Consider the following 19,470-nt stretch of genomic DNA (forward strand, 5'->3'; position numbering starts at 1 on the left):
GGAAACAGCATCTTGTCCGAACGTCAGCGTGGTCTGGGCCGGGGTCTCTCGGCGCTTTTGGGTGAAAACGCGCAGGAAGCGGTCGCCGTCGATGCGGCCGGTCCGGCGCCCGCGGGCGTGCAGCGCGCGCCCATCGAAGCGCTGAAGCCCAATCCCGATCAGCCGCGCAAGATCTTCGCCAAGACCGACTTGGACGAACTGACGGCTTCGATCCGCGACAAGGGCGTGCTGCAACCGATCCTCGTGCGGTCGCAGCCGGGGGAAGCGGGCGTGTGGCAGATCATCGCCGGCGAACGCCGCTGGCGCGCCGCCCAGGCCGCCCGCCTTACTCAGGTGCCGATCGTCGTGCGCGAGATGGACGACATCGAGGTGCTGGAAGTCGGCGTCATCGAAAACGTCCAGCGCGCCGACCTGAACCCGATGGAAGAGGCCAACGCCTACGCCGTGCTGATGGAGCGTTTCGGCCGCACCCAGGACGCCCTGGCGGGCGTGGTGGGCAAGAGCCGCAGCCACGTGGCCAACACCCTGCGCCTGCTGCAACTGCCCGAGTCGGTGCGCGAGCATGTGGTGCGCGGCGAGCTGTCGGCCGGCCACGCGCGCGCCCTGATCACCGCGCCGAACGCCGAACAGCTGGCGGCGGAGGTCATCGCCAAGGGCCTGAACGTGCGCCAGACCGAGGCCCTGGCTCGTCGTGCGGCCGAGGGCCCGAAGACGCCCAAGGTCCGACCTGCGCCGAACGGGGAGGGCGCCGCCGACATCGCCGCCCTGGAGCAGGATCTGTCTGACGCCCTGGGCCTGAAGGTTTCGCTGGCCGACAGGGGCGGCAAGGGCGAGATCACCGTCAAATACGGCACTCTGGAGCAGTTGGACGACCTGTGCCGCCGCCTGATGCGCGGCTAAGAGGCTCTTTCCGGCGCCGTTCGTGTTAGGGTGGCGTCATGACTGAGAAAACTGAAAAACCGAGCGCCGCAGATGCGCTGAAACGCGCCCTGGCGGCCAAGCAGGCGACGAGCCGCAATACCGGCGCCTTCGGCGGCGGCCGGCGCCGCCACGACCGAGAAATCCATGCAGCGCCAGTCTGTGGCGCAGAACAAGCCGGCCTTCCGGCGCGCATCGAAGCGCGGCTGACGCGGCGTCTCCTCCCCACTTTGTGGGGAGGCGGATCGACGCCGAAGGCGACGAGACGGAGGGGCCGCTTGGGTCCGCCGGAGAAGCGCCTCCACCGCTACGCGGTCCCCCTCCCCTTTCATGGGGAGGAGAGGGGAAGCGCCTTTTTCTAAGCCCTCAAGCAGCGCGAAGCGCGCTAGGGCGACGCTTAAAGCCCCATGCGCTTGGCGCGGGCGGCGATTTCCAGCAGCAGGCGTTCGGCGATCAGCGCCTCGGGCATGCCCGTGGTCTTGGTCATGACGTCGGCGGTGTTGACGCTGTCCTGCACCTCGTCGAGCAGTTCGAGGCGCCACCCGCGCGCCTGGCGCAGCATTTCCGCCTCCTGCTTCCAGAAGACGCCGGCGGCCTTGGCGGCCTCCTTGGCGCCGGCGCCGTTGGCCTGCAGGATATTGATCCGGCGCAGCTTTCCGAGATGAAGCGAGGTCATGCGCACAGCCATGACGGCGCTTTCGCCCTCGGCCAGGGCGCGGCGCAGGCCCGCCTGCGCGGGGCCGGGGCGGCCGCCGAACGCCTGTAGGGCGGCGTCGGACAGGGAGGCGTCGGGCTCGACGCCCAGGTGGGCGTCCAGCTCCTCCACGTCGATGGTGCGGCCCGAGCCGGGGCCGATGTAGAGGATCAGCCGTTCGATCTCCTGGCGCATCAGGCCGCGTTCGCGGGGCAGGCGGGCGACGAAGCGATCCAGCGCGTCCGAGGTCAGGCCCACCTTATCGGCGCCCAAGGCCTCGCGCGTCATGCGGGCGACATCGCCGACCTCGTCCTCATAACAGGCGATGGCCACCGCGCCCTGGGCCTTTTCGGCGGCCTTGCGCAGGGCGGATTCGCGGCCTAGCGCCCCGGCCTCGATCACCAGCATGGCGTCGGGGTTGTAGGCGCCCTCGGCGTGGGCGCTCAGGGCGGCGGCCACGGCCTTGTCGACGCCGCCCTTGGCGTCTCCCATGCGCACCCGCACCAGACGCCGCCCGCCGATCATGCTCAGCGCCGTCAGGGCCTCTTCCAGCCGAACCGGGTCGCCGTCGATGTCGGCTTCGGTCAGCAGGGTGACGTTGAACGGGTCGTTCAGATCCGGCGTGATCGTCTTGCACAGCGTCAGGGCGCGTTCGGTCACGCCCGAGCGGTCCTTGCCGTGGATGACGGCGGCGCGAACGCCGGCGTCCGGCGCCTTCAGAAAGCGGTCGACGTCAGGCCGCCGGGACAGGATCATGCGCCGGCCTTCAACGCCCCGCCAGGACGCGCATCATGTCCAGGCGGATCAGTCGGGCCAGATCGGCGGCGGCGCGGTCCTCGCCGTCCTGCTGGGCGGCGATGGCGGCGTAGGGCTGGTCGGCGGCGGCGTAGGTGATCGTGGTGGTCTGCACGCCCTTGAGGGTTTCGCCGCCCGCGACGGGGGTCAGGGACCAGGCGGCCCTGACGGTCAGTTCATAGCGGCTGGCGGTGTCGTCGATGCGGCGGCCCAGAGGGCGGCGCTTGTGCTCGACCTCGGTCGCCAGGCGGTAGAGCGGCGCCTGGGCGCCGTCGCGGCCGAAGGCGTCCTCCAGCTGTTCGCGCAGGCGATAACCCAGTCGGTCGTCGGGGGTCGTTACGGCGATGCGCGACAGGGCGCCGCTGACCCCCGCTTCGCCATACAGGGGCGTGAAGCCGCAACCGGCCAGCAGAACCGTCCCGGCCAGCGCCAGCAGGAGACGACGCCCGCTGCGCATCAGCCGGCCACCAGATTGACGATACGGTCAGGCACGACGACCACCTTGCGGATGCTGAGGTTGTTGGCGGCAAGGTAGGCCTGAACCGTCGGATTGGCGAGGGCCGCGGCCTCGACCCTCGCATTGTCCGCACCGCGCGGCAGAACGACCTCGCCGCGACGCTTGCCGCCGATCTGGACGGGCAGGGTGACCTGGTCGTCGGCGGCCAGGGCCGGGTCATAGACGGGCCAGGGCGCGTCCAGAACCATTCCGGCCTCGCCCAGCTGGGTCCAGCATTCCTCGGCCAGGTGCGGGGTGAAGGGCGCCATCAGCCGCGCCAGGGCGGACAGGGCGGTCTTCTTCGCCTCGGCGCCCGCCTTGTCGTGCTGGCGGATGGTGGCCAGGAAGGCGTAGAGCTTGGCCACGGCCGAGTTGAAGCGGAAGTGCTCGACGCCCTCGCTGACGGCCTTGATCGCCTTGTGCGTCTCGCGGATCAGGGCGGCGTCCACATCGGCGTTGGCCGGAGCGGCGGCGTCGTATGAGGCGTATTCGCCCCAGACGCGCTGCACGAAGCGGGCGGCGCCCTCGACCCCGCCGGTGGACCACTGGATGTCGCGCTCGGGCGGGCTGTCCGACAGGATGAACAGGCGGCCGGCGTCCACGCCATAGGCGGCGATGATGTCCTGGGGCGCGACCACGTTCTTCTTCGACTTGGACATCTTTTCGATGTCGCCGATCGTCACCGGGGCGCCGGTGGACAGGCGGGTGGCGACCCTCTTGCCGTCCACCGTCTCGATGCGCACGTCGGACGGCTCGATCCAGCGCGGCTTGCCGCTGTCCTCATGGCCGTCGAAATAGGTCTCGTGGACCACCATCCCTTGCGTGAACAGGCCCGCGAACGGCTCCTTGACGTCCATCAGACCGGCGTCCGACAGGGCGCGGGTGATGAAGCGGGCGTAGAGCAGGTGCAGGACCGCGTGCTCGACGCCGCCGATGTACTGATCGACCGGCAGCCATTTGGCGGCGGCGGCCTTGTTGATCGGCTCGGCCGCCTTGGGATCGGCGAAGCGGGCGAAATACCAGCTGGAGTCCACGAAGGTGTCCAGCGTGTCGGTCTCGCGCCGGGCGGCGGCGCCGCATGACGGGCAGTCGACATGCTTCCAGGTCGGGTGACGGTCCAGCGGGTTGCCGGGCACGTCGAAGGTGACGTCCTTGGGCAGTTCGACCGGCAGCTGGTCGGCCGGGACCGGCACGACGCCGCAGGCCTCGCAGTGGATGACCGGGATGGGGCAGCCCCAGTAGCGCTGACGGCTGACGCCCCAGTCGCGCAGACGATAGATGGTCGCGCCCTGGCCGGTTCCGGCGGCCTCGATCCGGCGGATGGCCTCGGCCTTGGCGGTCTCGATGTCCAGGCCGTTCAGGAAGTCGGAATGGAAGATGACGCCCGGGCCGGTATAGGCCTCGCCGGCCACGGCGAAGTCGTCGCCCGCTCCTCGGGACGGACGACCGGGATCACCGGCAGGTCGTATTTGCGGGCGAAGTCCAGGTCGCGCTGGTCATGCGCCGGACAGGCGAAGATGGCGCCGGTGCCGTAGTCGGACAGGATGAAGTTGGCGATCCACACCGAGACTTCGGCCCCGGTGAAGGGGTGGATCACCTTCAGGCCGGTGTCCCAGCCGATCTTCTCGGCCTGTTCGATGTCGGCCTGGCTGGCGCCGCCCTTGCGGCATTCGGCGACGAAGGCGGCGATCTTGGGGTCGGCCTCGGCCAGTTGCTTCGAGATCGGATGATCCGGAGCCAGACCCATGAAGCTGGCGCCGAACAGGGTGTCGGGGCGGGTGGTGTAGATCTCCAGCCCGTCATCGAAACCGGCCGGAACGGCGCCCGCCCAGGCCCATTTCATCTGCAGGCCCTTGGACCGGCCGATCCAGTTTTCCTGCATCAGACGGACCTTTTCAGGCCAGCGCCCTTCCAGCTCGCACAGGCCGTCGATCAGATCGTCCGCATACTGAGTGATGCGCAGGAACCACTGGTTCAGCTTGCGCTTCTCGACCACGGCGCCGAGCGCCAGCCGCGCCCGTCGATGACCTGCTCATTGGCCAGGACGGTGTTGTCGACCGGGTCCCAGTTGACCACGCCGTCCTTGCGATAGACCAGGCCGCGCTTGAAAAGCTCCAGGAACCAGGCCTGCTGCTTGCCATAATATTCGGGGTCGCAGGTGGCGAACTCGCGCGACCAGTCCAGCGACAGGCCCAGAAGCTTGAGTTGGCCGCGCATCGTGGCGATGTTGGACCAGGTCCAGTCGCCGGGGTGGACGCCGCGCTCCATGGCCGCGTTCTCGGCCGGCATGCCGAAGGCGTCCCAGCCCATCGGGTGCAGCACGTCGAAGCCCTGCGCCCGCTTCCAGCGCGCCACGACGTCGCCCATGACGTAGTTGCGGGCGTGGCCCATGTGGATGTTGCCCGACGGATAGGGGAACATCTCCAGCACATAGTATTTCGGACGGCCGGTGTCGGCGTTGGACACCGAGAAGGCGTCGGCCTCGGCCCATCGGGCCTGCTGGCGGGGTTCGGCTGTCTTGGGCTCGTAGCGGGCCACGGCGTATCCTGAGGTCTCGCCTCAGGCGCGAAGCTTGAGGCGGCCCTGAGGTCTGCGTTGAACGGCGAAGGGGAGGAGAGGCGGCGCCTTAGCGACGGGCCGCGTTGGCGAGGTTGAGCTGGCGCGCCTTGGTCAGGATGGCGTTTTCCAGATCGGTTTCGGTCTGGGCCGCGACCGGGGCCGAAACCCAGCCGCCCGAGGCGTCCTTGACTTCCTTGGTCACGGCGACGTTCAGGGCGTCGGCGCGCAGACGGCGGTCCAGGATGAAGACGGTGGCCTTGAAACGCTCGTTCGGCGTCTGCGGATTGACGTACCAGTCATAGTTCACCACCCCGCCCCAAGGGTCGGCGCTGGCCAGCGGCATGAAGGACAGGGTGTCCAGGGTGGCGCGCCACAGATAGGCGTTCACGCCGATGCCCAGCTGGGCTTCCATGCTGGGCGTCTTGGCCTTGGAGCCGCCGCCGACGAAGGGCAGGCTGGAGCAGCCGCCGAGCAGCAGTCCCGAGGCGATCAGGGCGACCGCAGCGCCGCGAACAAGAGCCATTCCATAGTCTCCGTAAAGGGGTGGACGACGTACGCCGGGCGCTTCCGAAAGGCCCCCGAGGGGCGATCATCGAAAGAGACCGCGCGCGCACGCGCCGCAGCGACGCTCTATAACACGCTCAAAAGGGGCTATGACAAGGCGAACCGGCGTTCCTGGCCGCCAATATCGACGGCAAAAGGCCGGAACGGCGTGACGCAGGCGCCACAGGGGCCGGCGGAGTCGCCCCGAACCGTGATCGCGGGGCTTCCATGCGTTGACCCCGGGGCGCGAGTCCATATGTTATCCCCAGGTCGGACGGTTCCGGCTCGTCAATAACGGATCGACGGCTCAAGTCGGTCTTTTTGGGTAGGTGGAATGCGTTTCGTCGCCGTCATCGCTGCATGCGCGGGCGCCCTGGCCTTGGCCGGGATGGCGGACGACGCCTCGGCGCAGACGCGCGCCCGCACGCCTTCTGTCAATCTCAGCGATATCGCCGCCCAGTCCTCGACCACGCCTGCGACCCCGGCCCAGCGCCGCGGCCTGCGCTTCAACGAGAACGGCCGCTGGGGTCTGAACTTCAACCTGAACCAGCCGGTCGGCCGCGAAGCCGACTGGGGCGATGTCGAGGCCGGAGCCTATTACCGCCTCAGCCCGCGCCTGCGCGTCGGCGCCGCCGCCAACCTGGCCTCGCCTGAAGTCGACCCGGCCCGCGCGCCCGAAAGCGCCGCCGACCGCCGCGCCGCGCCGCGCGTGCGGCTCGAGACCATCTTCAAGTTCTAAGCCCTAGCCGGCGAAAGCCGTCTGGATCGCCTCCACGCCCGCCAGGCCGGATGCGCCCGACGCCGCCAATAGCGGCGCATTGAGCGCCGTGATCCCGCCCAGGGCGTAGACCGGGCAGAGGGCCAGGGCGGCAAGAGCCGAAAATCCCTCTACGCCCAGCGGCGCTTTGACTGAAGAAGCGCCGCCCGCCGGAAAGACCGGCGAGAGCACAAGGGCGTGCAGATCGCGCGCCCCCGCACCGCTGCCGGGGAATGGGCCGCCCCGGTCAGCAGCCAGTCCGGCCGTCGTCCCGACAGGGACCAGGCGGCCGACAGCGCCCGCTCGGGCAGGTGCACGCCGTCCGCCTCGATCTGCTCTGCCAGTTCGACGTCCAGTCCCACCAGCAGCTGAACCCCCGCCCTGTGCGTCGCCTCGCGCAGGCGCCGTCCGGTCTCCAGTCGATCCGCGGCGCCGAAGTGACGGAAGACCACGCCTGCGCCGGCAGGCAGGCGGGCGGCCGTCTCCCACGGTCGGGGCGTGCGCGCCGGGTCGGTGAAGAACAGCAGGGGGGCAGGGAGCGGCCGCCCTGCGGCGCCGTGCGCGCCAGGGCGCGGGCGGCGTCCCACAGGCTTTGCGCTTCTTCGGACAGGGTGTCAGACAGGGGCATCATGACCGTCCCTAATCCCGCCGCCGCCGTTTCGTCCATCGCTGACCGCTTCGCCCAGGTGCGGGGCCGCATCGCCGAGGCGGCCAAGGCGGCCGGCCGCGACCCGGCCTCGGTGGTGCTGACCGCCGTGTCCAAGACCCAAGGGCCCGAGGCGCTGCAGGCGGCGCTGGACGCCGGTCAGCGCGTGTTCGGCGAGAACCGGGTGCAGGAGGCGCAAGGCCACTGGGCGGCCCGTCGCGCCGCCCTGCCGGATTTGGAACTGCGCCTGATCGGCCCTTTGCAGACCAATAAGGCGCTGGAAGCGGTTGAACTGTTCGACGTCATCGAGACGCTGGACCGCGAACGGCTCGCCGCCGCTCTAGCGGCCGCCATGACGCGGGCGGGGCGGCGCCCCAGCGTGCTGGTTCAGGTCAACACCGGCGCCGAGCCGCAGAAGGCCGGGGTTCTGCCCGACGACGCCGACGCCCTGATCGCCGTCGCCCGCGACCGATACGGCCTGAAGGTCGAGGGGCTGATGTGCATTCCCCCTGTTGATGAAGACCCCGCTCCGCATTTCGCCCTGCTGGCCGCGATCGCAGCGCGCAACGGCCTGGGCGTGCTGTCGATGGGCATGAGCGGCGATTATCTTGCAGCCATCGCGGCGGGCGCGACCCATGTTCGGGTCGGTTCGGCTCTGTTCGGGGAACGAAATAAAGCGCCGGCGCCCTCTTAGGACGCAATATCCTGTCCGGCGCCCTTGGCGTTCGGCTCAAGCCTCGCCATTCTAAAGAGACCATGCGCACGCCCAAGACCATTCTGATCATCGACGACGACGACGACCTGCGCGAGGCCTTGGCCGAGCAGCTGGCGCTTCACGAGGAATTCCGCCCGGCCCAGGCCGCGACGGCGACCGACGGCGTGCGTCAGGCCAAGGAGGCGCGCGCCGACCTCATCCTGCTGGACGTCGACCTGCCCGACATGGACGGCCGCGAGGCCTGTCGCCTGATCCGCAAGGCGGGGATCTCGACCCCGGTCATCATGCTGACGGCGCAGTCGTCGGACTCCGACGCCATTCTAGGCCTCGACTCCGGCGCCAACGACTACGTCACCAAGCCGTTCCGGTTCGCCGTCCTGCTGGCGCGCATCCGCGCCCATCTGCGCAGCCACGAACAGTCCGAGGACGCCGTCTTCCAGGTCGGTCCCTATGAGTTCCGTCCGGCCTCCAAGCTGATGGTGGACGACAAGGGCAAGAAGGTCCGGCTGACGGAAAAGGAAACCAACATCCTGAAGTACCTCTATCGCGCCGGGGCCAAGCCGGTGTCGCGCGAAGAGCTGCTGACCGAGGTGTGGGGCTACAACGCCGGGGTCACCACCCACACGCTGGAAACCCACATCTACCGCCTGCGTCAGAAAATCGAGGCCGAGCCGGGTCAGGCGCGGCTGCTGTTGACCGACGCCGGCGGCTACCGCCTCCAGCCCTGATCTGCCCATGAGCGAGCGTCGCCCGACCCCGCCGCTGGTGGCGCTTCGGGCGTTCGACGCGGCGGCGCGTCACGGCAGCTTCCGTGAGGCGGCCGAGGAGCTGGGTGTCACCCCCGGCGCTGTCAGCCGCCATGTGAAGGCGCTGGAGATGCGGCTGGGCCTGCGCCTGTTCGACCGCTTCAACCGCTCGGTGCGGCTGACCGCCGATGGCGTGCGCCTGGCCCAGGGCGTCGCCGACGCCTTCGAGCGGCTGGAAAGCGCCTTGGACGCCGTGCGGCCCGGCCGTTCGCGCCAGTTGCGGATCAGCGCCCTGCCGTCCCTGGCCAGCAAATGGCTGTCGCCGCGTCTGCACCGGTTCAGCGAAGACAATCCCGACCTCGACCTGATCGTCTTCGCCGAGGACCGCATCGCCGACCTGTCCAACGGCGAGGCGGACGTGGCGCTGCGCTATGGCGAAGGCCCTTATCCGGGCAAGGTGGTGCGGCGGCTGGTCAATGAGCGCCTGATCCCGGTCTGCGCCCCGTCCTTCGCCGCCGCGCGGCGGTTGAACCAGCCGTCCGATCTGCTGGACGTGGTGCTGATTCACGAGACCTGGCACGACATGCCCTATGCGAACCGACTGGGCTGGAAGGCTTGGTTCGAAAGCGCCGGCGTCGAGGATCCGCGCGTGAACCATCTGCGCGGCCCCCACTTCAGCCACAGCCACCTGGCGCTGGAGGCCGCCCTGTCGGGGCGGGGCGTGGCCCTGACCTCGGCGCCGCTGGCGGCGGAGGAGCTCCGCGAGGGGCGGCTGATCCAGCCGGTCGACCACGCCCTCACGAACGACCTGGCCTATTGGGCCGTGGTCCTGCCCGAACGCGCCGATGAGCCGAAGCTGCGCCGCTTCCTCAACTGGATCGTGGCGGAATCGCGGCCAGATCGGGACGCAGAGCAGGATCAGGTGAGTTAAGCTCACGCGATGCAGCCGAACCGTGGTTTGTCGTTCACGGTCGCGCTTCCTATCTTGAGGCCGTTCGGATCTCCCCCGCCGAAAGGAACTCAATCATGAAACTCGTACATCCCCGCGCTTCGGGCTTCTCGTTCGAAGGCGTCGTCGTCTTCACCGGCAGCGTCACCCTGATCCTGCTGGGCGTCCTGGCCGGCGCCGCCCTTTGGGCGCTGCCTGACATCAGCTCAACGCGGGCGCCATTCGCTGAGAAGGGCGCCCGTGGCTCCATCCTCGAAGGCCAGCCGGTCCAGCCGCAGGGCGGCGACGCAGACCGGACGGCTTTCGGCGTCCTTCTGGACGCAGTGGACGGCCTTTCCGTCCGCAAAGGCGGTCAGCCGCCCCTCCAGCCGCAGCGCATAGCCGCCGGGCGCCGGCGTCGGAGCGACGCCCTTGTCTCCCCGAATGACATGGACATAGGCCTGGCCCTGGCGGCGGCCCAGGCGCGAGCCGCCCGTCTCGAACACAGCGGCCAGCCCTGAGGTGCGTTCCGTCTGAACGGACGGCTGAGCCGCAGGCGAAACTACACCGTCGGCCTCGGGTCTGCTGTCTGCTTCAGCGTCTTGCGCTGGCTGGCGCGCCGTCGGCGCGGTCTCGCCGGGGCGACAGGTTTCCAGCCCGCTCCAGGGACGGGGGATCCAGAAGCCTTCGACCGCTTCCCAGGCACTGGGAGGCGCCGCGTCGTCCGCGCCCGCGGTGATGACCAGGCCGGACGTGGCGAGATCCTCGGGCAGAACTCTCAGCATCAGGCTGCCGTCGTCGCCGCGCACCAGGGCCGGCAGGCCCGGCTGCGTCCGTTCGGCCGGTGCTGCGCCGTCGCATCCGAAAGGAAGGCGCACCGACACGGTCCGTCCGCTCAGGGCCGCGTCGCGGACGCGGCCGTCGGCCGTGGCGGTTCTCGCTTCGGTTAGGGCGGCCAGCAGGGCGGCGCGGTTCAGGGTTGAGTCCAGCACGACCGTGGGCGGGGCGGGCGCCGGAGCTTCGGGCGCGGCGGGCTCGGACGGCTTCTGGCACGACGCCAGAAGGGCCATGGCGGCCGCCAGGGCGATCGGCGCGGCGAGACGGGTCGTTGTGATCGACATGGAAGCAGCCTAACACGGGAATGACGGATTGGCGCCCCGGCCCGTGAACGGGTCCGGCGTCTGGCGGAACAGGGGCTCTTGCGCGGGTGACGCTGGACCAGATTATCGCTCTCGTCGTCCTGGTCGTCGTGGTCGGGGTGATGATCCATGGACGTCTGCGCTCCGATGTAGTGGCGCTTAGCGGCGCGGCGGCGCTGCTGCTGTTCGGCGTGGTGCGCCCGGTCGAGGTGCAGGGCGCCTTCGCCAGCCCGGCCATCATGGCTCTGGCGGGGCTGTTCGTCATCGCCTACGCCATGGAGTTGTCAGGCCTGCTGGCCTGGCTGATCCGCAAGGCCAAGGGCATGACCCGCCTGTTCGGGCGACACGCCGTGTGGATCGTGATCGGCCTGTGCGGGGCGGTCGGCGGTTTTCTCAACAACACGCCGGTGGTGGTGCTGGCGGCGCCGGTGGTCCGCGACATGGCCCTGTCGCTGGGCCTGTCGCCCAAGCGATTCCTGATGCCGCTCAGCTATGCGGTGATCATGGGGGCTGCTGACCCTGATCGGCACCTCGACCAATCTGCTGGTCAGCGACATGGCCCGCAATACGGGTCAGCCGGTCTTCTCCCTATTTGAAATCACGGGCGTGGGTCTGTGCATCGCCACGGTCGGCGGCCTTTATCTGTATTTCATCGGCTCGCGCGTGCTGGAGAAGACCGCCGCGCGCGACGAGGCCGAAATGGCGGCGCGCCGGGAAGCCGAGAAGGCCGGTAAGGGCAAGCGCAGCCTGCTGTCGTCCTTCCGTCTGCCGTGGCTGATGGAGCAGCGCGCCAGCCCCGGCGGGTCGGGCGATGCGGTGCTGGGCAATGTCGATCTGTATGAAAAAGGCGCTGAGCGGCCGCTGGAGCTGAAACGCGCCCTGGCGTCTCTGGCCGTTTTCGCCGCCGTGGTCGTGGCCTCGGCCTTTGGCCTGGCGCCCATTGCGGCGGCGGCTTTCGCCGGGGCGGTGGCCCTGATCCTGATGCGGGTGATCACCGCCGAGGAGGCCTATGCCGGGCTGAGGCCTGAAATCCTGTTGCTGGTCGCGGGCATGGTGGTCATCGGCTCGTCGCTGGAGGTGACGGGCCTGGCCCAGGCGGGCGCCGACGCCCTGATCGACGTGATCCGCCCCTATGGGCCGTGGGCGGCGCTGTTCGTATTTTACGGGGTGACGCTGTTCGCGACGGACATCCTGTCGAACGCCACGGTGGCGGTGCTGTTCTCGCCGATAGCCGTAGCCATAGCGGCGGCGCTGGGCGTGGATGCGCGACCGTTTCTGGTGGCGGTGATGATGGCGGCCTCGGCCGCCTTCGCCACGCCCTTCAGCTATCAGACGAACGTGCTCGTCTATCAGATGGGCAATTACAGCTACATGGACTTCGTGAAGGTCGGCCTGCCGCTGAACCTGATCACCTGGGCCACGGGCATGGCGGCGATCCCGATCTTCTTCCCGTTCTGAGGCGGCCTTAGATGTCCAGGTCCATCACGACCGGGGCGTGGTCGCTGGGCCGCTCCCATTCGCGCACCGTGTCGAGGATGCGGGCGCTGCCCTTGACTACGGCCGGAGTCAGGCCCGGCGAGGTCCATAGGTGATCGAGGCGCAGGCCCCGGTTTGACTTGCGGAAATCCTTGGCGCGATAGCTCCACCAGCTGGCCAGCTTAACCGGGTCTGGGATCTGATCGCGTAGAACGTCGGTGAAACCGCCCGCGTCCTGAAGCCGGTACAGGGTCTCGACCTCGCCGGGGGTGTGGCTGACCACCTTGGACATGAAGCGGTGGTTCCAGACGTCGTTCTCGCCCGGCGCGATGTTGAAGTCGCCGGCCAGAACCAGAGGCCGCTGGCGGTCGCGGGTCTTCATCTCGGCGGTCAACCGTTCATAGAAGTCCATCTTGTGATCGAACTTGGGGTTCAGTTCGCGGTCGGGCAGGTCGCCGCCCGCCGGGATGTAGAAGTTCTGCACCTCCACCCCTCGACCACGGCCGAGACGCAGCGGGCGTGGCCTTCGCGGCAGACGTCCAGCCTGGGGCTGTCAAGGATGGGCAGGCGGCTGGCGATGGCCACCCCGTGCCACCCCTTCTGGCCGCCGATCCGCAGATAGGGCAGGCCCATGTCGATGAAAGCTTGCCGCGGAAACTGGTCCTCGGTGCATTTGATCTCCTGCAGACACAGGACGTCCGGGGCGTGTTCGGCGACGAAACGGGCGACCTGATCGATGCGCAGGCGGACCGAGTTGATGTTCCAGGTGACGATGCGAAGGCTCATGACCGGGGGCCTTAGCAGGTCATGCCGGCGGGGTCTAAGCGCCACGAAAAAAGCGCCCGGAACAGCGTCCGGGCGCATGAAGTTCGTCTCTCTCGCCGCCAGGCGGGGATGAATCCGTGGCGGGCGGGACGGCCGCCGCCGTCCTGTGCCCAAAGTGTCACGCCGAGAGAAAAAGGTCAAACTGTCACAAATTCGCCCTGCTTCCCTCTAGCCGTCGGATCAGTTGCGCCGGTTTCGCCGGGTGGGGTCGCGCAGCTGGAAAAGGCTGGAGGCCAGGCCGGGCGCGGGCTGCAGAGTCGTCAGCTGCACGCGCGTGCGCGAGCCTTGCGCGTCGGTGATGGTCCACTCCTGCAGGCGCACGGGCGACCCGGCGAAGGCGAGGATGACCGACCCTTCGTTGGGGCGGCGCGCGTCGCGGGCGGTGATGGCGAAGGCGCCGGAGTCCATGCGCGTCACGCGGTCGATCTTGACGCCCTGATCCAGCCGGACCTCGCGCGCCAGGAAGGTCGATAGCGGCGTCTGGCCCAGCGGCGCCTGGCGGAAGACGTTCAGGCGCGGGTCCCAGCGGCTGACGTTATTGCCGTCGGCGACGACCAGCAGGCCCGCAGGCTCGGTGTATTCAAATCGCATCTTGCCGGGGCGCTGCAGATAGTAGCGGCCGGTGCGCCGCTGATTGTTCGGCCCGGTCTCGACGAAGGTCCCCTGAGCCGTCGTCATGGCGGTCAGATAGGTCTGGGCCTGACGCAGCACGGCCTGATCGTCGGCCGACAGCCCGGCCTGAGCCAGGACGGCGGCGGGGGCGGTGGCGAGCGCGACCAGGGCGGCGGAGCCGAGGCCGAAGGCGCGGCGGGAAATGCTCATGTCTTTTCTTCTCCCGTTCTGAACGGTTTTCGACCCGATGAGGATGAGGACTTCATCCGGCAGGCTGATGACGCCAGCCTGACCATATTCCGGCGCTGGGATGAAGCGGCGTTCATTGTTTAGTGTCCTAGCGCTCGCGACGCGGTCGCTCGCTGCTTGAGGACGTGAGGCGTTTAAGCGTCGAGTGGAGCGCGGAGTTCCCGGCTTGCGTGCGCGACGGGGCGCTGAAGCAGCGAGCGACCGCGTCGCGAGCGATAGCGCCCGGCAGCGCAGCTGCCGCCCTTGACGTAGCCGAGGCTACATTGGAGGCGGTCCGGCCAGCACCTCGCGCTTGCCCGCATGATTCGCCGGGCTGACGACGCCTTCCTGCTCCATGCGTTCGATCAGGGTGGCGGCGCGGTTGTAGCCGATCTGAAGGCGGCGCTGGACGTAAGAAGTTGAGGCCTTGCGGTCGCGCGTGACCACGGCCACGGCGCGGTCATACAGGTCGTCCCCGGTGCCGCCGCCGTCTTCGCCCATGGCGCCGTCGCCGTCGCCGTCCGGTTCGTCGGTGATCAGGTCGAGGTATTCGGGCTCGGCCTGGGCGCGCAGGTGTTTACAGACTTCTTCAACTTCCTGATCGCCGACGAAGGGGCCGTGCAGACGGGTGATGCGTCCGCCGCCCGCCATGTAGAGCATGTCGCCCTGACCCAGCAGCTGCTCGCCGCCCTGTTCGCCCAGGATGGTGCGGCTGTCGATCTTGGAGGTGACCTGGAAAGAAATCCGGGTCGGGAAGTTGGCCTTGATGGTGCCGGTGATGACGTCCACCGACGGGCGCTGCGTCGCCATGATCAGGTGGATGCCCGCAGCGCGCGCCATCTGGGCCAGACGCTGGACGGCGCCTTCCACATCCTTGCCCGCGACCAGCATCAGGTCGGCCATCTCGTCCATGACCACGACCAGATAGGGCATGGGCTCGGGGCGGATCTTCTCGCTCTCGTAGACGGGGCGGCCCTGTTCGTCGAAGCCGGTCTGGACGGTGCGCTCGAAATGCTCGCCCTTGTCCTGGGCCTCGCGGGCGCGCTCGTTGTAGCTGGCGACGTTGCGGACGCCGAGCTTGGACATCCGGCGATACCGGTCCTCCATCTCGCGCACGGTCCACTTCAGGGCCACGACCGCCTTCTTGGGATCGGTCACAACCGGCGCCAGCAGGTGCGGGATGCCGTCATAGACCGACAGCTCCAGCATCTTGGGGTCGATCATGATGAAGCGGCACTCGGCGGGCGAGTGGCGATACAGGATCGACAGGATCATGGCGTTGACCCCGACCGACTTGCCCGAGCCGGTGGTGCCCGCGATCAGCAGGTGGGGCATGCGCGCCAGATCGGCGACATAGGGCTCGCCGCCGATGGTTTCGCCCAGCGCCAGCGGCAGCAGATGGCTCTTCTTGTCGTATTCGCCTGACGCCAGCAGGTCGCGCAGGAAGACAGTCTCGCGCTTGGCGTTGGGCAGTTCGATGCCGATGGCGTTGCGGCCCTGAACCACGCTGATGCGGCAGGCGCGGGCCGACATGGAGCGGGCGATGTCGTCGGCCAGCGCCACGACGCGGCCGTGCTTCACGCCGGGCGCTGGCACCAGCTCATACAGGGTGACGACCGGGCCGGGGCGGATCTGGTCGATCTGGCCGCGCACGCCGAATTCCTGAAGCACGCCCTCCAGCATCTTGGCGTTGGCCTTCAGCGACTCCTCGTCGACGGCGCCGCCGCGCGGGCCGGGCTTGGCCAGAATGCCCAGCGGCGGCAGTTCGAAGCCGCCCTCATTGGCGAAGTCGAAGGCCTGCTGATCGGCGTCGCTGCGCACGGGCTTGGGCGCCTTGACCGCCGCCACCTTGGGCTCGGCCGGGCGGCTGGGGCGGGCAGAGGGCGGGGTGATGGGGGCGGGCGCCGCGTCCTCCCACGGCGGGGTATAGGCGTCAGGCTGATCGGCGTCGGCCTCGTCATAGGCGGCGGCGACCGGAGCGGTAGAGACGGGCGCCGAGCCGTTGGCCTCCATCTCGTCCGCCTCGGGCAGACGGTGGCGCGGCTTGCGGGTCGGGGCGGCGGCTTCGGCGACGGCGCGCGGGGTCTTGCCCGGTTTGGCGGCCTTCGCAGGACGGGCGGCGCGGGCCTTGGCCCCCTTCTGAGCGGCCCAGCCGGCGGTGTCGGTGAAGTCGCGCAGGCGCAGGCCCACGGTGTAGGCCAGACTCCACAGCGCCAGCGCCAGGAACAGCAGGCCCAGAATAATGCGCGCGCCGGGGACCTTCAGGGCGCCCAGACCGTTGGCGGCCAGGCCCGTGACGGCGTCGCCCCACAGCCCGCCCATGCCCGCCGCCAGCGGCCATCTGGCGGGCGCCGCCGGGGCCGACAGGGCGGCCGACAGCAGCAGAACGCCAGCTATGGCGCAGAAGATCTTGAACGGGGTCGGCTGCAGGCGGTGCTGCAGGGCGTCGCCGATGGCCACGGCCAGCCCGAAGGCGATCAGCAGCAGGACGGCGGGCCAGGCCGCCAACCCTAGAGACTGCATGATCAGATCGGCGAAGGTCGCGCCTGCGCCGCCTAGCCAGTTGGTCGGCGCCTGGGCTGATGCGGCGTTCCAGCTGGGATCCGCCGGGTTCCACGAGATCAGGGCCACCAGCAGCAGCGCGGCCAGCATGGCCTGCAGCACCCCCTGAACCGCACGGCGAAAGGCGCCGCCCAGACGATGCGGGCGGTGCTCCAGACGCGTTGACCGAGCGCAAGGGCGGCGGACATGAAGGCGGACCTCCGAAGACGGGACTCCGACCCCTTGTGCCTCCCATAAGGTTAAAGGCCCATTTACCAGAGAGTGGCGAGTGACGTGGGGCGAGAACGATGTCTCAACCGTCCGGATGGCTCGTTCGGCGCTCGCCACACGCCACTCGCCACTATGTCCCACTGGACGGACGCGGCTTTCAGCGCGACACAGACCACATGGCTGACACCGAATACGACATCATCATCGCCGGCGCAGGGCTGGTCGGGGCGACCTTTGCGCTGGCGGCGGCGCAGGGCGGCCTGCGCCCCGTCATGGTGGACCCTCAGCCCTTTGACGCCCAGATGGCGCCGACCTTCGATGGGCGGGCGACGGCGATCTCCTACGCCAACTTCCGCATGTTGAAGGCGCTGGGGCTGGGCGAGGCGCTGGAGCCGCACGCCTGCCGCATGGACCGCATCCTGGTGACGGACGGCCGCCGTCCCGGCGCCGCCAGCCGCAAACCGTCGGCGTCTTATATCCGCTTCGATGCGGACGAGATCGGCGACCGCAACGGCGGCGAGCCGCTGGGCTATATGGTTGAGAACCGCCGCCTGCGTTCGGCTCTGGCCGAGCTGGTGAACGCTCAGGGGCTGGAGGTCCGCGCCCCCGCCGCCGTGGCCGATGTAGCGGTTGGGCCGGGCCGGGCCACGGTGACGCTGAAGGACGGCTCGACCCTGTCGGCGCCGCTTGTGATCGGCGCCGAGGGGCGCAACTCGACCGTGCGCCGCGCGGCGGGCATCGACGTTTTCGGCTGGACCTATCAGCAGAGCGGCGTCGTCTGCACCGTGCGCATGGACAAGCCGCACGGCAACGTCGCCCATGAGTATTTCCTGCCCGACGGCCCCTTCGCCATCCTGCCGCTGACGGAGAACCGGGCCAATCTGGTCTGGACCGAGAGCACCCGCCGGGGCGAGGCGCTGCGCTCGGCCTCGGACGAGGCCTTCCACGCCCATCTGACGCGCCGCTTCGGCGATTTTCTGGGCGAGCTGACGATCGAGGGGCCGCGCTTCGTCTATCCGCTGTCGCTGCAACTGGCCGAGGGCCTGACCGCGCCGCGCATGGCCATCATCGGCGACGCGGCCCACGGGGTGCACCCGGTGGCGGGCCAGGGGCTGAACATGGGCCTTAAGGACGTCGCCGCCCTGTCCGAGGTGCTGACCGAGGCCGCGCGCATCGGCGAGGACATCGGCTCGGAACTGGTGTTGGAGCGCTACGCCCGCTGGCGCCGGTTCGACACGGCGGCGCTGGCGGCGGGGTTCGACGGCTTCGTGCGCCTGTTCTCCAACGACATCGCCCCGGTGCGGCTGGCTCGCGATCTCGGCATGGCGGCGGTCAACCGCATCGCCCCCCTGCGCCGCGCCTTCATGCATGAGGCGGGCGGAGCGACGGGGGATCTGCCGAGGCTTCTCCGAGGAGAAGCGCTTTAAGAGAGGCCCTATCGCTCGCGCCGCGGGCGCTCGCTGCTTGAGGGCTTCACCTCCCCATGAAATGGGGAGGTGGATCGGACGCGATAGCGGCCGAGACGGAGGGGCCGCTTGGGTTCCGCCCGGCCTAGCCCCTCCACCGCTTCGCGGTCCCCCTCCCCATTGCATGGGGAGGAGAGATGGGGCTCAGTCCAGCGGGCGGGCGTCTTCGGCCAGCATGATCGGCACGCCGTCGCGGATGGGGAAGGCCAGTTTGGCGCCGGCCGAGACCAGTTCGTTGCGCTCGCGGTCATAGGTCAGGCGGCCGCGCGTGACCGGACACACCAGCACCTCCAGCAGGCGAGGATCGACCGAGACGGGGGTGTTGAAGGCGTCGCTCATGATTTTTAGTTTCCTATCGTTCGCGCCGCGGGCGCTCACTGCTTGAGGAAGTTAGAGCCCGGCCCTATCGCTCGCGCCGCGGGCGCTTGCTGCTTGAGGGCGCCGGGCGCCCCATTCTGTTGGCCGTGTGTTTATCGCGTCGAGCTTGCTGAGACTACTGCATCGCCGGTCCGGGTTCGTCGTCGTCGGGGGCGATGGCTTCGATGCGGAGAAGGGCGGTCAGGGCGGCTTCGCGGTCGATCAGGGTCAGGGCCTCCAGCAAGGCCTGTTTTTCGGGCGCCTCGAAGGGCAGGCCCATCGCCAGGCTGTTGACCAGCGCCTCCTGCGGCGCGGCGCGCGCGGTGTCCCAGTCGATGTCCAGACCGCGCCCGGACAGATAGGGCGCCAGGGCCGACAGGAAGGGCTCGCGGTCGAAGGCCTCGTCGGGATCGGGCGCGCGCAGGTCGGCCTCATAGGGCTGGAAGTCGGCGCGCACTTGGCGATAGGGGGTGCGCACCTGCATCTCGGTGGCCACGGCGAAGCGGCACACCCCGGTCAGGGTGATCAGATAGCGCCCGTCCGAGGTCTCGGCGAAGCTGGTGATCCGCCCGGCGCAGCCGACGCGGGTCAGGGGCGGGTTCTCGCCCGCGGCGCCGACCGGCTGGATCAGGCCGATCACCCGGTCCCCCGCCATGGCGTCATCCACCATGTTCAGATAGCGCGGCTCGAACACGTTCAGCGGCAGCTGGCCCCGCGCCAGAAGGATGGATCCCGGCAGCGGAAAGACCGGGATCACCTGGGGAAGTTCGCTGGCCTTGACGTAGCCCTGAGCCATGA

The 19,470-nt window shown here is 69.2% G+C and carries 15 protein-coding genes and 4 pseudogenes; 7 read left to right on the forward strand and 12 right to left on the reverse strand.

Annotated features, from left to right (window positions below):
* The first annotated feature begins 12 nt into the window (after positions 1-12).
* Entirely contained in the window at positions 13-900 is an 888-nt protein-coding gene (locus V8F63_RS04795) for a ParB/RepB/Spo0J family partition protein (RefSeq protein WP_392354658.1), read from the forward strand.
* A gap of 415 nt (positions 901-1,315) precedes the next feature.
* Here V8F63_RS04795 and holA read toward each other — a convergent pair whose 3' ends face one another.
* The 4 genes and pseudogenes from holA to V8F63_RS04815 form a co-directional block, all read right to left on the reverse strand.
* A complete protein-coding gene (holA, locus tag V8F63_RS04800; protein WP_303704913.1) occupies positions 1,316-2,368 on the reverse strand; it encodes a DNA polymerase III subunit delta in 1,053 nt (350 codons plus the stop codon).
* 10 nt (positions 2,369-2,378) lie between these two features.
* Positions 2,379-2,864, reverse strand: a complete 486-nt coding sequence (gene lptE / locus V8F63_RS04805) for an LPS assembly lipoprotein LptE (protein ID WP_312447941.1) — start codon at positions 2,862-2,864, stop codon at positions 2,379-2,381.
* Positions 2,864-5,441 (reverse strand): annotated as a pseudogene (gene leuS / locus V8F63_RS04810) (leucine--tRNA ligase). Before leuS ends, lptE begins: the two are co-directional and overlap by 1 nt.
* Positions 5,442-5,529: 88 nt before the next feature.
* Entirely contained in the window at positions 5,530-5,985 is a 456-nt protein-coding gene (locus tag V8F63_RS04815) for a DUF3576 domain-containing protein (RefSeq protein WP_025976439.1), read from the reverse strand.
* Positions 5,986-6,339: 354 nt separating this feature from the next.
* Here V8F63_RS04815 and V8F63_RS04820 point away from each other — a divergent pair, with 354 nt between their 5' ends.
* Positions 6,340-6,744 carry an NtrZ family periplasmic regulatory protein gene (locus V8F63_RS04820; RefSeq protein ID WP_025976440.1) on the forward strand — a complete coding sequence of 135 codons (405 nt, stop codon included), beginning with the start codon at positions 6,340-6,342 and terminating at the stop codon, positions 6,742-6,744.
* A 3-nt stretch (positions 6,745-6,747) separates the two neighbouring features.
* Here the strand turns inward: V8F63_RS04820 and V8F63_RS04825 are convergent, their stop codons facing one another.
* Together V8F63_RS04825 and V8F63_RS04830 are read right to left on the reverse strand one after the other, a co-directional pair.
* On the reverse strand, positions 6,748-6,954 hold the full coding sequence (locus tag V8F63_RS04825; protein ID WP_392354659.1) for a thiamine phosphate synthase: 207 nt from the start codon (positions 6,952-6,954) through the stop codon (positions 6,748-6,750).
* The gene (locus tag V8F63_RS04830; protein WP_392354660.1) at positions 6,894-7,349 is read right to left on the reverse strand and encodes a thiamine phosphate synthase; all 456 of its coding nucleotides are present in this window, start codon (positions 7,347-7,349) and stop codon (positions 6,894-6,896) included. The genes V8F63_RS04825 and V8F63_RS04830 overlap by 61 nt, the downstream gene beginning before the upstream one ends.
* Positions 7,350-7,391: 42 nt before the next feature.
* Here V8F63_RS04830 and V8F63_RS04835 point away from each other — a divergent pair, with 42 nt between their 5' ends.
* The 3 genes from V8F63_RS04835 (at position 7,392) to gcvA (ending at position 9,800) form a co-directional block, all read left to right on the forward strand.
* Positions 7,392-8,102, forward strand: a complete 711-nt coding sequence (locus tag V8F63_RS04835) for a YggS family pyridoxal phosphate-dependent enzyme (RefSeq protein ID WP_392354661.1) — start codon at positions 7,392-7,394, stop codon at positions 8,100-8,102.
* Positions 8,103-8,164: 62 nt separating this feature from the next.
* Positions 8,165-8,851, forward strand: coding sequence for a response regulator transcription factor (locus V8F63_RS04840; RefSeq protein ID WP_003168277.1), 687 nt, complete (start codon positions 8,165-8,167; stop codon positions 8,849-8,851).
* A 7-nt stretch (positions 8,852-8,858) separates the two neighbouring features.
* Positions 8,859-9,800, forward strand: coding sequence for a transcriptional regulator GcvA (gene gcvA, locus V8F63_RS04845; RefSeq protein ID WP_392354662.1), 942 nt, complete (start codon positions 8,859-8,861; stop codon positions 9,798-9,800).
* Between the two features lie 224 nt (positions 9,801-10,024).
* Here gcvA and V8F63_RS04850 read toward each other — a convergent pair whose 3' ends face one another.
* Positions 10,025-10,918: a hypothetical protein gene (locus tag V8F63_RS04850; protein WP_392354663.1), complete on the reverse strand. Its 894-nt coding sequence runs from the start codon at positions 10,916-10,918 to the stop codon at positions 10,025-10,027.
* Positions 10,919-11,058: 140 nt separating this feature from the next.
* Between V8F63_RS04850 and V8F63_RS04855 the strand changes: the two are divergent.
* A pseudogene (locus V8F63_RS04855) lies at positions 11,059-12,394 on the forward strand (SLC13 family permease).
* Positions 12,395-12,401: 7 nt separating this feature from the next.
* Here the strand turns inward: V8F63_RS04855 and xth are convergent.
* From xth to V8F63_RS04870, 3 genes and pseudogenes are all read right to left on the reverse strand, one after another.
* Positions 12,402-13,198: pseudogene (gene xth / locus V8F63_RS04860) on the reverse strand (exodeoxyribonuclease III).
* Between the two features lie 219 nt (positions 13,199-13,417).
* Positions 13,418-14,059: an outer membrane lipoprotein carrier protein LolA gene (locus tag V8F63_RS04865; RefSeq protein ID WP_392354664.1), complete on the reverse strand. Its 642-nt coding sequence runs from the start codon at positions 14,057-14,059 to the stop codon at positions 13,418-13,420.
* A 297-nt stretch (positions 14,060-14,356) separates the two neighbouring features.
* A pseudogene (locus V8F63_RS04870) lies at positions 14,357-16,827 on the reverse strand (DNA translocase FtsK).
* A gap of 198 nt (positions 16,828-17,025) precedes the next feature.
* Here V8F63_RS04870 and V8F63_RS04875 point away from each other — a divergent pair.
* Positions 17,026-18,276, forward strand: a complete 1,251-nt coding sequence (locus V8F63_RS04875) for a UbiH/UbiF/VisC/COQ6 family ubiquinone biosynthesis hydroxylase (protein ID WP_392354665.1) — start codon at positions 17,026-17,028, stop codon at positions 18,274-18,276.
* A gap of 183 nt (positions 18,277-18,459) precedes the next feature.
* Here the strand turns inward: V8F63_RS04875 and V8F63_RS04880 are convergent, their stop codons facing one another.
* Both V8F63_RS04880 and V8F63_RS04885 read right to left on the reverse strand, forming a co-directional pair.
* Positions 18,460-18,654 (reverse strand): Trm112 family protein, encoded by a 195-nt coding sequence (locus V8F63_RS04880; protein ID WP_003166576.1) that lies wholly within the window; start codon positions 18,652-18,654, stop codon positions 18,460-18,462.
* A gap of 154 nt (positions 18,655-18,808) precedes the next feature.
* Positions 18,809-19,468, reverse strand: a complete 660-nt coding sequence (locus V8F63_RS04885; protein ID WP_392354666.1) for an LON peptidase substrate-binding domain-containing protein — start codon at positions 19,466-19,468, stop codon at positions 18,809-18,811.
* Positions 19,469-19,470 lie beyond the last annotated feature (2 nt).

Origin of the sequence: Brevundimonas sp. LF-1, assembly GCF_037055305.1 — a bacterium.
Classification (GTDB): Bacteria; Pseudomonadota; Alphaproteobacteria; order Caulobacterales; family Caulobacteraceae; genus Brevundimonas; species Brevundimonas sanguinis.